General features: G+C 39.7%; 13 protein-coding genes. 11 read left to right on the top strand and 2 right to left on the bottom strand.

The window, feature by feature from the left end:
• Positions 1–24 precede the first annotated feature (24 nt).
• The 3 genes from spoIVB (at position 25) to NST58_RS22920 (ending at position 3177) form a co-directional block, all read left to right on the top strand.
• On the top strand, positions 25–1161 hold the full coding sequence (gene spoIVB / locus NST58_RS22930) for a SpoIVB peptidase (protein ID WP_076129655.1): 1137 nt from the start codon (positions 25–27) through the stop codon (positions 1159–1161).
• A 198-nt stretch (positions 1162–1359) separates the two neighbouring features.
• Positions 1360–2175, top strand: coding sequence for a sporulation transcription factor Spo0A (spo0A, locus tag NST58_RS22925; RefSeq protein ID WP_036682806.1), 816 nt, complete (start codon positions 1360–1362; stop codon positions 2173–2175).
• A gap of 282 nt (positions 2176–2457) precedes the next feature.
• Positions 2458–3177 (top strand): hypothetical protein, encoded by a 720-nt coding sequence (locus NST58_RS22920; protein ID WP_076281391.1) that lies wholly within the window; start codon positions 2458–2460, stop codon positions 3175–3177.
• Positions 3178–3407: 230 nt separating this feature from the next.
• On the opposite strand, the gene NST58_RS22915 is transcribed toward NST58_RS22920, so the two are convergent.
• The gene (locus NST58_RS22915; protein WP_339244294.1) at positions 3408–5150 is read right to left on the bottom strand and encodes an ATP-binding cassette domain-containing protein; all 1743 of its coding nucleotides are present in this window, start codon (positions 5148–5150) and stop codon (positions 3408–3410) included.
• A gap of 374 nt (positions 5151–5524) precedes the next feature.
• On the opposite strand from NST58_RS22915, the gene NST58_RS22910 reads away from it, so the two are divergent.
• The 8 genes from NST58_RS22910 to NST58_RS22875 all read left to right on the top strand — a co-directional run bounded on the left by NST58_RS22910 (position 5525) and on the right by NST58_RS22875 (position 12972).
• Positions 5525–5821, top strand: coding sequence for a hypothetical protein (locus NST58_RS22910; RefSeq protein ID WP_339244292.1), 297 nt, complete (start codon positions 5525–5527; stop codon positions 5819–5821).
• 499 nt (positions 5822–6320) lie between these two features.
• On the top strand, positions 6321–7097 hold the full coding sequence (locus NST58_RS22905) for an RNA ligase family protein (RefSeq protein ID WP_339168978.1): 777 nt from the start codon (positions 6321–6323) through the stop codon (positions 7095–7097).
• Between the two features lie 407 nt (positions 7098–7504).
• On the top strand, positions 7505–8281 hold the full coding sequence (locus NST58_RS22900) for an ABC transporter ATP-binding protein (RefSeq protein WP_248548446.1): 777 nt from the start codon (positions 7505–7507) through the stop codon (positions 8279–8281).
• Positions 8282–8324: 43 nt separating this feature from the next.
• Entirely contained in the window at positions 8325–9335 is a 1011-nt protein-coding gene (locus NST58_RS22895; protein WP_076129472.1) for an aliphatic sulfonate ABC transporter substrate-binding protein, read from the top strand.
• Positions 9336–9372: 37 nt separating this feature from the next.
• The gene (locus NST58_RS22890; RefSeq protein ID WP_076129473.1) at positions 9373–10224 is read left to right on the top strand and encodes an ABC transporter permease; all 852 of its coding nucleotides are present in this window, start codon (positions 9373–9375) and stop codon (positions 10222–10224) included.
• Positions 10221–11033 carry an ABC transporter permease gene (locus NST58_RS22885; RefSeq protein WP_076129474.1) on the top strand — a complete coding sequence of 271 codons (813 nt, stop codon included), beginning with the start codon at positions 10221–10223 and terminating at the stop codon, positions 11031–11033. Before NST58_RS22890 ends, NST58_RS22885 begins: the two co-directional genes overlap by 4 nt.
• 31 nt (positions 11034–11064) lie before the next feature.
• A complete protein-coding gene (locus NST58_RS22880; protein ID WP_076277666.1) occupies positions 11065–12423 on the top strand; it encodes an LLM class flavin-dependent oxidoreductase in 1359 nt (452 codons plus the stop codon).
• A 258-nt stretch (positions 12424–12681) separates the two neighbouring features.
• Complete coding sequence (locus tag NST58_RS22875) at positions 12682–12972, top strand: MazG nucleotide pyrophosphohydrolase domain-containing protein (RefSeq protein ID WP_036676004.1); 291 nt, start codon at positions 12682–12684, stop codon at positions 12970–12972.
• Positions 12973–13050: 78 nt separating this feature from the next.
• Here the strand turns inward: NST58_RS22875 and NST58_RS22870 are convergent, their stop codons facing one another.
• A complete protein-coding gene (locus NST58_RS22870; RefSeq protein WP_076129478.1) occupies positions 13051–13800 on the bottom strand; it encodes an SDR family oxidoreductase in 750 nt (249 codons plus the stop codon).
• Positions 13801–13894: the final 94 nt, after the last annotated feature.

Here is a 13894-nt window from a genome sequence, read left to right as displayed (position 1 = left end):
AAGCAAAAGGGAGCGTGACAGCCATTGAAGCCTAACCTCAGGAAGTTAATGCCAGGCCTTTTATTTGCCTTCTTTCTTAGTTTATCGGGCATAACGGGAACAAACCTAAGTTCTGCTGCACCACTGCAAGGTGAACCAGCCAAGGTGACTGCACAAGGAATTCATTCCGAGCTTAAGGTGATCCCGGGAGGTCAAACGATCGGTGTGAAAGTGAAATCAGCAGGTGTTTTGGTTGTTGGTCATCATCTGATTGAAGTATCCGAGAAAACTAAGCTTTCCCCAGGAGAGGTCAGCGGTTTAGTGCCGGGTGATCTGATGATCTCCATGAATGGTGAGAAATTGGACGAGTTGTCCAAGGTGGCCAAGCTGGTGGATCGTGCTGGTAAAGCGAATAACCCCTTGACCATTGTCTTCAAACGCGGAGGTAAAGAGCATACAGCTAAGTTAAAGCCCGCGTATGACATTCATGACAAAGTGTGGCGGTTAGGCCTGTACATTCGTGATTCAGCAGCGGGTGTTGGCACATTAACTTTTTATGCTCCAGAGCAAGGTGTATATGGAGCTTTGGGACATGTGATTACAGACATGAATACCGGTACTCCAATTGTTGTAGGCAGTGGTCATATCGTTCAGTCCAGTGTCACCTCCATATCCAAAAGCCAGGATGGCGATCCGGGCGAGAAACGAGCGCATTTTTTGAAAGAAAGCCAAGTGCTTGGAAATGTGGAGAGCAATACTGACTTCGGCATCTTCGGTAAAATGAGCTCCAATCCCGAGCACAGTCTTTACAAAGAACCTATCCCCGTGGCGATGAGCGATCAAGTCAAGGAAGGTCCTGCTGAGATCCTAACTGTAGTTGACGGACAGCAGGTGGAGCGGTTTAAGGTTGAGATCATTCATGTAGCACATCAGCAAACGCCAGCCACTAAAGGAATGGTGCTGCGGATCACCGATCCACGTCTTATCGATAAGACAGGCGGTATCGTTCAAGGCATGAGCGGAAGTCCTATCGTACAGGATGGCCGTCTCATCGGAGCCGTAACTCATGTATTTGTAAATGATCCTAAGTCCGGTTATGGGTGCTTCATCGAATGGATGCTTCAAGATTCAGGTGTGACCAAACAGGAGAATAGGTATTCATTAAATCTTAAGGCGGTTTAGCCTTAAGATTTTTTTGTCGAACGATTACGAAGAACCTCGAACATTGAGATAAAATATTTAATTATAATCCAACGCAGAAAAAAAATAAAGAAAAATAATTTTCGACAGAAGGGAATTCGATCTCCATGTCGAAAACGTAAGAGACAAGAAAAAAATGTTATTTTCGAATAGCAGATATAATTAAGGAGGAAGCAGCCAGTGCAGAATATTGAAGTGTTGTTGGCCGATGATAACAGGGAATTTACGAATTTGCTTTCCGAGTACATTTCTGAGCAAGAAGATATGACCGTAACGGGTATCGCCTATAATGGTGAAGAAGTGCTTCAAATGCTTAGCGAAGCGCGTAAAATTCCCGATGTTCTTATTCTTGATATCATCATGCCGCATTTAGACGGCCTAGGTGTATTGGAACGTCTACGTGATATGGATCTGAATCCTCAACCGAAGATCATCATGCTGACTGCTTTTGGTCAGGAGAACATCACTCAAAGAGCTGTACAGCTTGGTGCATCCTATTATATTTTGAAACCGTTCGATATGGAGGTCCTGGCAAATCGTGTACGTCAGCTTGTCGGCTCTCAAGGCAGCATGAGCTCCTCCTCCAACATGTACAATTATTCGTCGACGTCCAGATCGAATGTAGTGCCGCTCTCTAAGGGCAAGAACCTCGACGCTAACATTACCTCGATCATCCATGAAATCGGTGTCCCAGCGCATATCAAGGGCTATCAGTACCTGCGTGAAGCGATCACCATGGTATATAACAATATCGAGATCCTTGGTGCGATTACGAAGACACTCTACCCAGCAATCGCTGAGAAGTTCAAAACCACGCCTTCACGCGTAGAACGCGCGATCCGTCATGCGATTGAAGTCGCTTGGACACGTGGCAACATCGACTCCATTAGCCATTTATTCGGCTACACCATTAATATCTCCAAATCTAAGCCTACTAACTCGGAATTTATTGCCATGGTAGCCGACAAGCTGCGGATTGAGCATAAGGTTAGTTGAAAGGGTTAGGGGCAGTGCGTGGTAAGGGATTGTGGGTTGCTGGAAGCGACTTACAGTCAGTATATAAAAACCGATAAACTTGGTTTAAAGCCGATAAACTTTTTTAAATCTCGCCCGATAAACCTAAATGGTTTATTGGGTTTTGTTTTTATTTAAAGATTAGCCATCTTATAAATGGTGAAACTCAAGCAGACATGGAACAATCGGGCGAGCTGGTTAAATAAACCAATCTTCTATCAGATATAGGGAACTACATTTGTGAGTTAAGTCGGAGGAATCTTCATGAATTATTACGAATCAGGTGTTGAAAGAATTAAGAATATTGATGCGAATTTATACATTGGAATTTCAAAAAAAAGATACGAAGAAGTAAGATCTAGAGGTGAATATGAAGCAGATGCTAATTTGATTGCAGAGTATTACCGTAGAGTCGGCGTGTTTTTGCAGTTTATCTCTAAGGAAGCAGCAAGTATATACATAGGTATGGATATGTTATTAGGTTTTAAGATGGAGGAAAATGAGTGGGACATTTTCTTAGAAACGTGTCCGAATTTTAATAAAATTGATATTATGCTTATGAAATTAATAAGTATACATTATTTACGCTGGTGCTCTTTGCTTGATGCGCGCGACAATATCGCATTACAGTTTCCAGATATATATGAACCGATGATCAAATTATTTGAGAGAGGTGGGGGACGGATTAATACCCATCACCACGAACTGGTTGGTGGATTTGGAGCTTTTTCACGCTCTATTTATGCAAATAGAGGAGATATGACCCCTTTTGATATAAGCGATGTTGCTCTAGAAAATATAATTAAGGAAGTAGAACTAGCAGAAGGTTACTTAGCGGACTATAAGAACGGAAATTTATCAGAAAATAATTGTATCCGCTGTGGTAACAAATTATTGATCCTACCAAACTTATCGGATTATGGTTATCAATGGTATAAAATTAAATGCGAGACCAAAGACTGTTTTGATAAAAATTTCTCATGATACTTCATTATAGTTATATCAATCAGAGAGATGAAGAGAAGTTTGGAAAAAAATGTGTTGGGAAAGATTTTTAATGATAAGTGAACCACTGTCCGCGGCATGAGCTATCAATAAAATCAATGCAGTAAAAAGACACTGAGATCTATTCATCAGTGTCTTTAATGTGGATACTTTTCCACCAACAGTTTATTTCATCGTTCTTGTAATCATTTCATTCAGAAGGTTGGAATTTAAAGTAACTTAATCAGCTCTTCTAGCTCGTCAACCATACCTTTCGCAAGTTCAAAATTATTGTCTTTTAAAGCTAATTCTATTTTCATTTCAACTGCTTTTTTATTTTGTTCATTTTCTAAATAATCTTTATCAAAATGACTGGCATAAATCATCTTTCTGAATTTTCGCATACTCATTTTTCTAATCGTCTTCTCGTCAATGATTAGTACATAATCCATCCCATTTACTACAGAATAGAAATCATGAGAAATCATGAGAATCGCACCTTTATAGTCTTCAATGGCTTTCTCCAGTGCGATTTGTGTATAGGTGTCTAAATGGCTTGTCGGTTCATCAAGAAGCAATAAGTTTGCTTTGCTAGCAGAAACTTTTGCCAATTGCAGTATATTTTTTTCGCCACCAGATAAAGATTCTATCTTTTGAGTAAGAATTTCTCCTTCAAAGCCATAGTTTGAAAGATGTGCTCTAATCTCGTCATAAGTTGCAAACCCGGCATCGATGAAGTCTTCTAGTATGGTATTAGAATCCTTTAGCACTTCGTCTTGAAGCTGAGAAAGATAAGCCAATTTAATATCAGCATTTATTTCAATTGAATCATGATTATTTTTAAAGATATCTCGGAGTAAAGTCGTTTTCCCGGTACCGTTTGGACCGATAAGGGCTACTTTATCTGTAGGTTTCATCTCAAAGTTAACATTTTCTAAAATCAACTCATCAAAGGAAACACTATAATTATTCACATTTAAAACAGTGATGTCTTCTTCAAATTCATTGTCCACACCAAAACTGATTTTTGGTTGCTTAATATCAACGAATGGCGCTTTAATTTTTCGCGCTTCCAATCTTTCTTGAAACTTAACCCTAGCTTTTAACGCTCTCCCTCTAGATGCTTCTGAATTATAGGTTGCGATCGCTCTAAGATTATCAATAATGTTATCGTATCTCTCTATTTCTTCTTGTTCAGCGACTGCGATTTCTTGTAACTCAATTTTCGTCTGAAGTAATGAGAAGTTATACTCAATATATCGCCCATCGAACTCTTGGATCTCCATGTTTTCAAGGTGTATAATTTTGTTAAAACAATGATTCAATAGATAACGGTTATGCGTAACAACTAGCAATATTCCTTTGTGAGCATTAATAAGATTTTTAAGTGCATTTAGGTTTTCAAAATCTAAAAATACATCGGGCTCATCCATAATCATTAAGTCTGGGCTAGTCAGCATTTCCTTCATCACTTGAATAAGCTTGAATTCCCCACCACTTAGGTCGGATACCCTAACATCTTTTAGCTTCAAGAGGTTGGCTAAATTTAGTTTCTTATTAATATTGCTTTCAAAATCATTTCCATCCATTAAATCAAAGGCATCTAGAGCTAATTGATACTTTTCGAGTAATGAATCAATATCTGATGATGTTTCCATTTCAGTGAGAATCGCTGTTATTTCATTTTGTATCTTAATAAATTCTTCTCCTATATATTCAAAAACGGTTGTTTCTTTAGATTTGTCTAGTTGCGAAAACTGACTTACATATCCAATTTTGCAGGTGGGGTCCATCTCTAGCTTGCCTTCGAACAAATATTTTTCTGGATCCATCAGTATATCGATCAGTGTACTTTTACCACTGCCGCTTGTTCCTATAAAAGCGCAATGTTGTGCTTCTTCAAGCGTAAATGAAATGTTTTTATATAGTTCTTTTTGCGGGAATGCGAAGGATAAGTTATCAACTTTTATCATAGTGTTACCTTTCTTAACTAAAAATAGTGACTATTATAAGATGTATTGAAGAGTACAGATTTTGAGTTTACCGTTGATAGAGTAACACTGTTTACAAGCAACTTCAATCATTTCGCATTAAAGGTATCAAAATCATCTGATAATACAATCTTACAGACTAATAAATTATGGTCATAAAACCTATAAATACCTAATGGCTACAACTCGGAATTTATTGCCTTGGTAGAAGATAAGCATATTCCATTTAATGTTATAGTGGAGTTAGTAGGGTAAATCCTTTGTTATTTTAGATACGTACATGCTTGAATTTATTAAGGAGAATCATAGCTACAGATGTAAATAATCTAAGTGTAATATTTAATTATGGAGGGAATATGAAATTTTATTTGAGATATGTAATACTATCTTTTTGTGTATTCTTCTTTTTGTCAGGATGTAGCTGGAATGCAATCAATGAAAAAGAATTAGATCAATTTATCGAAAGTGAAAATTTGGATTATGTATCTATACAAAAGCTAAACGACGAGGAATATTACATTTTTAGCTTGCCCTATATTTATATTTATCGTAGTGCTTCTGACTATACTAAATCTACGGCTATGATACGAGATGAGATAGCTATTGGTGGTTTAGAGAAAGGTTCAATTGGCCTTGTAATTAATAATACGTAAGTTTTAAAAGATGCTAAAACATTTTCAGTGGTGATTGACAGTAAGACTCGTGAGTATGAATATACAGGTGGAAAATATCTAATTATAAAAGATAGTAGGATTTGGAATCCGACTGCCCAATTAAAAATTATTTTCTCAAATGATAAAAACGAAACAATATTTGAATCAGATTATTAAAGAAGATTTATTGGTGTTTACTACTATTTACATATTCTTATTTTGCTGATTTTCTATTACATGAGTATCACTTGAAAATACATATAAGAACCTTCTTTGCGTATAACCTTCATGCGTAATCAACAAAGTAATTACGTAGATTATGATGATACTTATCTTCAAAGTTAAATTGGTAAACAAATAAGGAGAACTCTTTATGACAATCCCATCAGGAATAACACGTGAACACGTAATCAGTGGTAAAATATTCCTTGGCTATCTTTGTTTATGTTTATAAGAACAAGAGTCATATAAAGTGAATTTGAAAGTGGGAGAATAGTTTATGGATTTAAAGAAAATTAATTCTTTAACAAAGTACCCAAGCATTCTTACATATCATCAATTAGGTGAACGAGGTCGGTTAAATGATTTTTTAACGGAGTCAAGAGGCTTCGCAGAATTAGACGATGTTTTTGTTTACGAAAAAGTAGATGGTGAAAATTCAAGGATCATTTTATTAAAAAATGATAATAACGAAGTTGATTATCTAATTGGTTCCAGAGAAGAATTGTTATATGCAAAAGGAGATAGAATCGGTAATCCTTATGGGAACATTGCGGAATTTCTTAAGCCGTTAGCAGAAAAAGTAATTGCAGATATCCTTCTTGAGGGTGACTGGGCATTAACCGTAATTTATCAGGAATCTTATGGAGGGAAAACTAAAGCATCCAAGAACTATTCTGACAGAAAAACTCAAGGGTATCGTGTATTTGATGTGTTCTCCTTGAATAAGGATGAATTATATAGACTTCTTGAGTTATCGCAGGAGAAAATTGCGATGTGGCGTGATCACGGAAATCAACCATTTTATGATGAAATTGAGAAGAAGAGATTTATTGAAAGTATTGATTTGCAGTCTGCACCACTTCTTGAAACCATAAAGGGTTCCGAGTTTCCAACTTCTCTTGAGAGTACATATTCTTATTTAAAAAGATTCGAAAACACGCAAGTAGGCATCGACGCATCAGGCAAATCAGAAGGAATCATTGTTAGAACAACGGATCGTAAACAAATTAGAAAAATACGGTTTGAAGATTATGAAAGAACGTTTAGAAAGTAATAGCTGGAATTATTATCAATGCTGATATTTTCAGAATTTAGCATAAGGTTCCTTAAGAGATGGCGGTTGTGAACAGCCCTCAAAATACTGCTTATTCATTGGTCCAAAACCAATAAATATGCGGTATTTTTTTGTGCAGTTTTGAACTCCAATTAGATAAATCCCTATCGACTATAACTAATACCATGTCCTTGCCATTCGCAAAACCTCCCCACTTCACAAAACATACACCCATTTGGCAAATAATGTTTGACATGTGAGGAATGTCACTGATAAGATGATGTAAATTTAACCTAGTTGAATAATCGGATAAGGTTCTTCAGAGGATTTCATTATTTTTTTACTCTGAATACCTATTAAATACATAAGTATAGTTTAGTTTAAATTTATCGGAAAGGGTGAATGGAGTGTCGGAGGAAACACTGGTTATCGAACATTTGAATAAAGTATTCGCCGCGCCTGCAGGTGATGTTATCGCATTAAGCAATATTCAGCTGAAGGTGAAAAAAGGCGAGTTGATTACGATTATAGGTCCCAGCGGCTGCGGAAAAAGTACCTTGCTAAAAATTGTGGCAGGATTGGATACGGGCTATAGCGGCACGGTTCTACTGAATGGCAAACAGATCGACGGTCCGAGTATTGAGAAGGGATTTATTTTTCAAGAACCAAGACTTTTTCCGTGGTTGACGGTGGAGCATAATATTGCAGCAAATTTATCGCTTAAAAATCCACAGGTTCGCAAAAAAGTAGATGAATTGATTGAACTTGTACGATTAAAGGGTTTTGAGAAATCCTATCCACGTGAGCTGTCAGGCGGGATGGCCCAACGAGTATCTATTGCTAGGGCGTTGCTCCGTAATCCGGATGTATTATTGCTCGATGAACCTTTTGGCGCACTAGACGCTTTTACTAGATCACATCTGCAAGAGGTACTTCTTGATATTTGGCAGAGCAATAAGACGACTATGTTATTTGTGACTCATGATCTGGATGAAGCTGTATTCCTGGGTGAGCGGGTAGTCATTATGAATCCCCGACCTGGGCATATTCGCAATATTCTTCCCATCGATTTACCGTTTCCGCGAAAAAGATCCAGTACTTCATTCCAAGAATTACGTCGACTGGTTCTGAGTGAGTTTGAGAAAGTAGAAGAACCGGCAATCGATGTTGGAGCTGGTATCTAGATAAAGAGAGTCCATTTTTTTATAAAAAGGGGAGAAATGATCCATGAAATTATTTCGTAATTCACTACTTCTTATGTTTGTTTTGACTGTATTTGCAACAGGCTGCGCTTCGAATGAAAAGAGTGCGGGAAAGAACGACGCCAACAAATATGAAGGTGTGACCATTAAGATTGGCGTGCAGGGCAGCGGGGGGATGTTTGGTAAAGCCCGTGAGGAAAAATGGTATGAGCAAGAATTTGATAAGCTGGGCGTAAAAGTAGAATGGACGGAATTTCAAAGTGGACCCCCAATGACAGAGGCGATCGCTTCTAATAAGTTGGACATAGCGACTCTTGGTAACATGCCGGTGATCGCAGCCCAAGCTGCGGGTATTCCTATTAAGATTATCTCACAAGTATTAGAAGGTACGAATAACGTTGCTCTTCTTGTACCTGGTAGTAGTACTGCTCAGAAACTGGAGGATCTGAAAGGCAAGAAGATAGCTGTTACAAAAGGCAGCAATGCTTACAACTTCCTTTATCGCGGTATTGAGGAATCAGGTCTTAAAGAAGCAGATTTTGAGATTATCCAGCTGCAGCCTGATGAAGCACAACCTGCATTTGAAACCGGTGGCGTTGATGCATGGGCTACATGGGATCCGTATATTACTCTTAACGCATTGACCGGTAAAGGGAAGGTTTTGACGGATGGTGAGCAATTGGGTGTCTTATCTCCTTCTTTTGTGATCTCCCGTTCAGCGTTCGCAGAGAAATATCCAGAACTAGTTACGCTTTATTTAAAAGTAACCAACAAAGCTATAGCTTGGGAGACAGATAATCGCGCTGAAGCGACTGAAAGATATGCAGCTGAGCGGAACATTCCGGCAGCGGTAATCGAAGGTACGTTTGAACGTTCCCAGATGATCAACATTCCAATTAGCGATGCTGTTGTTGAAGAATTGCAGAAGACAGCCGATTTTCAATTTAATATTAAGAACATCCGTAAAGAGATTGAAGTTTCTAAAATAACAGACAATCAATATATTGAAGCAGCACTGAAGGAACCTTTGAAGTAACGGATGAAACCACAGATGTAGAAAAGAGGTTGTTTACATGCAATTCAGTGCTGAAAAAGCTGTGATCTCGCCACTAATTCATAAGAAGAATCCAGTAAAGAAGCGCGGACTTTCCATCCAAACGACGAATGTATTGCTTGGACTTATCTTACCAATTGCTTTACTCCTGATTTGGGAGATAGCCGGAGCGATGGGAAAGTTAAATCCTATATTGCTGCCAAGGCCAAGTGAAATATGGCGGGAACTGGTTAGCTTGACCGCGTCCGGTGAGCTGGCGAAACATTTAGGCATATCTGCTTGGCGGGCACTGCTTGGTTTCTTAATAGGGGGAGGGCTTGGCTTAGCGGCGGGTTTGTGGGTAGGCTTCTCATACAAAACAGAACGTTTGCTGGATCCGTCGCTGCAAATGCTGCGCACGCTGCCCCATTTAGCAATCGCTCCACTTTTTATTTTGTGGTTCGGATTCGGTGAAACCTCAAAAATATTGTTGATTGCCAAAGGTTCATTTTTCCCATTATACGTGAACACATTTCTAGGAATCCGTTCGGTGGACAACAAGTTGTTTGATGTTGGGAGAGTACTGCAATTCAGTAAATGGCAGATGGTGAGTAAGTTAATTATTCCAGCCTCACTGCCCAACATCTTTTTAGGTATCCGTTTGTCTGTGGGCATAGCTTGGCTTGGACTTGTCGTAGCGGAGATGATGGGCTCTAGCTCAGGTGTTGGCTATCTAATCAATGACGCGCGATCGTTTTCTTTGACCACAGTGGTATTTGTTGGGATCATCGTGTTTGCTGTAGTAGGTAAACTGTCAGATTCATTAGTGAAGCTGTTGGAATCGAGATTGCTAAGATGGCAGGACAGTTATAGGGGAGATAAAGGATCATGAGCAATCACCTATCCAGTAATAAAATAGAGCGTCACGACGATGGTTTAAGCTGGATTCCAAAAAAACTGCATGGTTGGATTGTACCTCTAGCTCTAGTGGTGATTTGGGAAGTGGCAGCTGCGCTCCATCTAGTCTCTGCGACGACATTGCCTGCTCCATCTACCATTATTGCGCAGTTCTTTTCTTTAATAGCTAGCGGCGAGCTGTTTCGACATCTGGGGATTAGCGCCTATCGGGCAGGGCTTGGCTTTTTATTGGGATCTGCTACTGGACTGCTGCTTGGCTTATCTACAGGACTTGGGAAGTTGGTAGAGCGTACACTGGATCCATCTTTACAGATGCTTCGAACGATTCCATTACTTGCCCTTATTCCGTTATTCATTTTGTGGTTTGGTGTAGGTGAATTTTCTAAAATACTAATGATTTCATTAGGTGCTTTTTTTCCAGTTTATCTGAACACTTTCCTAGGAATTCGTAATGTTGATATCAAGCTTGTTGAAGTATCCCGTATTTTCCAATATACAAGATGGCAGCTGCTTAGCAAAATGATTATTCCGGCTGCAATGCCTAATATTCTACTTGGTATTCGCTTATCACTTGGTGCATCGTGGCTTGTACTCGTCGTAGCGGAGATGATGGGAACAAGTGCGGGGATAGGCTATATGATTCAGGATGCCAGAGCTTATTCGCAAACAGATATAGTATTCGTTGGAATTTCAATCTTTGCAGTGATAGGAAAACTTTCGGATTCCGCAATTCGATTGCTGGAGAGAAGATGGCTGCATTGGCGTGATACATTCAAAGGTTAACGAACTCTAGAATTCGAAAGGCAGGGTCATTATGGGAACCAGAAAAGATCAGCTACATTTAGGTGCATTTATTTATTATTCAGGACATCATCATTATGGCTGGCGTCATCCGGAATCGGGAGCGGATAAGATCTTCAATTATAAATTTTATCGCGAATTGGCAAAAACCGCCGAGCGTGGGAAGTTCGATATGATGTTTTTGGCGGATTTGTTGTATGTGATGGGTGCGGATCAAGCAGCTTCGGGTATGCTGGACCCATTGACGCTGTTGTCAGCCCTTTCGACAGAAACAGAAAAACTCGGATTAACGGCTACCGTATCGACCACGTATAACGAACCTTATAATGTGGCTCGCAAATTTGCTTCTTTAGATCATATTAGTGAAGGCCGAGCGGGTTGGAATATTGTCACCTCCCAGCTTGATGTGGAAGCTTATAACTATGGGAAGCCGGAGCATCCAGAGCACGGACTTCGGTATAAAATGGCACGTGAATTTGTTGAGGTGGCAACGCTTCTCTGGGACAGCTGGGAGGATGACTCTTTAATCGTCAACCGCGAAGAGGGACAATTTGCTGACGCGAAGAAGATCAAAGAAGTGGAATACAAAGGGGAGTGGTATTCTACAAAAGGAACCCTCAATGTTCCTCGCTCACCTCAAGGGTATCCTGTACTTATTCAAGCCGGATCTTCTGGTCCAGGACAAGATTTTGCAGCTAGTTTTGGAGAGGTGATCTTTACGGCACAGCAGTCGCTTGAAGCGGCTAAGGCCTTCTATGAAAGCGTCAATTCCAAATTAGCAGATTATGGCCGTGAACGTGGTAGCTTAAAAATTATGCCGGGCTTGTCTCCGATCATTGGAGCGACCGAAGAGGAAGCCCAAAGTAAATATAAAGAACTGCAGGAGTTGATTCCTCCTGCCGCTGTTGTTGGTATGTTGTCTGGCATGTTGAGGTTTGACCTGTCCGAATACCCAGTAGATGGACAGCTGCCTGAGATTCCTGATCCAGTAGAAGCATCAAATGGAATGAAAAGCCGGGTTCAGCTGATTATGGATATGGCTCGTAAGGACAAATTATCGATATTAGAGTTAGGCCGCCGTTTGCTTGGTGCACGCGGACATATGCAGTTTGTTGGAACCTATGAACAATTGGCAGATTTAATGCAATTGTGGTTCGAAGAGTACGGCTGCGATGGATTTAATATTATGCCACCAGTACTGCCGGGCAACTTGGATGAATTCGTGGATCATGTTGTGCCTATCTTGCAAGCACGCGGCTTGTTCCGCACTGAGTATACGGGGAGTACCCTTCGTGAACATCTAGGATTGGAGCGTCCGGATATTCGTCATTTCCAGAATCGTAGAGTGGCTGAAGTAGGGGCTGGTAAATAAGGTGATCATCGGAGTGGCTTTATTCAGATTGTAACGAGTTGGCTATTGGGGTATCACTATAGTGAGCAAAATGCAAAGAAGCGATTCTTCGATAAATGAGGAATCGCTTCTTTTTTATCGCATTGTGAGAGCGTTCTTGTCTAATAAACAGCAAAGTCTTGGAGAGTTTGTATTCTTAGATCAAAAGGATGATAATTGGTAAATACGCAGGAATAATTACTTTACATAACTTTATACCAAAAAGCGAGGCGTAAGGAAATGAATGCAGCAGAGTTTCAACAGTATGTTAAGGAGTTCAGTGAAATCAAAGGGTTTGATACCAGCACCATTGAGCAGAGAATGCTGTACTTAATGACTGAGGTTGGGGAGTTGTCCAAAGAGGTTTTGTCGGTATCTTTTCATCCAGATGCGGAGCGGAAAGAAAACTTGGGATACGAGATGTACGATGTGGTGTGGAATATTTTTGATCTGGCCAATAAACTTGGTATTGATCTGGAGCAGGCGTTTAAACGTAAGCTGGAGATTAATGAACAGAGGACTTGGGAGTAGGGTGTATCTATTGAATACTTTTAAAAAAATCCAAGGACCTCCCTCGAGGGAAGCCTTGGATTTTTTTCACCCTATACTTTATTTAAATGAAGCATAACCTTCATCAGCCATTACAACACTACCGTTAATTGCACTAGCTTCTGGTAAGGAGAGCAAGTATACAGTGTCTGCAACTTGTTCAGGTAATGTTAGTTTGTTACCCATTACTTTGCTCTTCATTTGGTCAACCATTCCTTGATCTTTATATCCTTGGATAATTGGCGTATCTACAGCGCCTGGAGCAACGGCAAGCACGCGGATGCCATGAACCGAAAGTTCAAGTGCTGCGGATTTAGTCATCATAATGACCGCACCTTTGGAAGCGTGATATGCGAATGTACCTGGGGAAGCTAGGAATCCAAATACAGAAGCTGTATTGATGATCACACCTTTGATGCCGAGCTCACGCATTTTTTTACCAGCAGCGATAATCCCATGGGCTACACCATGCTGATTGACATTAATGACACTGTGATAATCCTTAAGGTCTTGGTCTAGTACAGGAGTGACGCGGCCGATTCCGGCATTGTTGAACATAACGTCAATTCTTCCATAAGTATCTACAGTTTTTTGAACCAGCGCTTCGACATCTTCATATTTGGAAACATCTGTTTTGACGAAAATTGCTTCGCCACCCTCTTTAATAATTTGTGCTACCGTTTCTTCACCTAATTGTTGATTGAAATCGGCAACGACAACTTGATCACCTTTACTTGCAAATTTAATGGCGGTTTGTTTCCCGATTCCACTGGCTCCACCTGTTATTACGGCTACTCTTTTGTCTGTCATTTGAGTTTCCTCCTCAAGAAATATAGTTATACTAGAAATGAAAGTTGATATAGTAAAAATGGTTACTTACTAACTTATTTACATTGTAACACTT

The organism is Paenibacillus sp. FSL R10-2796, assembly GCF_037965315.1.
GTDB classification, from domain to species: domain Bacteria; phylum Bacillota; class Bacilli; order Paenibacillales; family Paenibacillaceae; genus Paenibacillus_AQ; species Paenibacillus_AQ odorifer.
This window is presented reverse-complemented; position numbering and strand designations above follow the sequence as displayed.

Bases quoted from the DNA above. Each gene is read 5' to 3' on its own strand.
- NST58_RS22880 (WP_076277666.1), top strand. From the start codon at position 11,065: ATGGGAACCAGAAAAGATCAGCTACATTTAGGTGCATTTATTTATTAT.
- NST58_RS22895 (WP_076129472.1), top strand. From the start codon at position 8,325: ATGAAATTATTTCGTAATTCACTACTTCTTATGTTTGTTTTGACTGTA.
- NST58_RS22890 (WP_076129473.1), top strand. From the start codon at position 9,373: ATGCAATTCAGTGCTGAAAAAGCTGTGATCTCGCCACTAATTCATAAG.
- NST58_RS22910 (WP_339244292.1), top strand. From the start codon at position 5,525: ATGAAATTTTATTTGAGATATGTAATACTATCTTTTTGTGTATTCTTC.
- NST58_RS22885 (WP_076129474.1), top strand. From the start codon at position 10,221: ATGAGCAATCACCTATCCAGTAATAAAATAGAGCGTCACGACGATGGT.
- NST58_RS22875 (WP_036676004.1), top strand. From the start codon at position 12,682: ATGAATGCAGCAGAGTTTCAACAGTATGTTAAGGAGTTCAGTGAAATC.
- NST58_RS22915 (WP_339244294.1), bottom strand. From the start codon at position 5,150: ATGATAAAAGTTGATAACTTATCCTTCGCATTCCCGCAAAAAGAACTA.
- NST58_RS22870 (WP_076129478.1), bottom strand. From the start codon at position 13,800: ATGACAGACAAAAGAGTAGCCGTAATAACAGGTGGAGCCAGTGGAATC.
- NST58_RS22905 (WP_339168978.1), top strand. From the start codon at position 6,321: ATGGATTTAAAGAAAATTAATTCTTTAACAAAGTACCCAAGCATTCTT.
- NST58_RS22920 (WP_076281391.1), top strand. From the start codon at position 2,458: ATGAATTATTACGAATCAGGTGTTGAAAGAATTAAGAATATTGATGCG.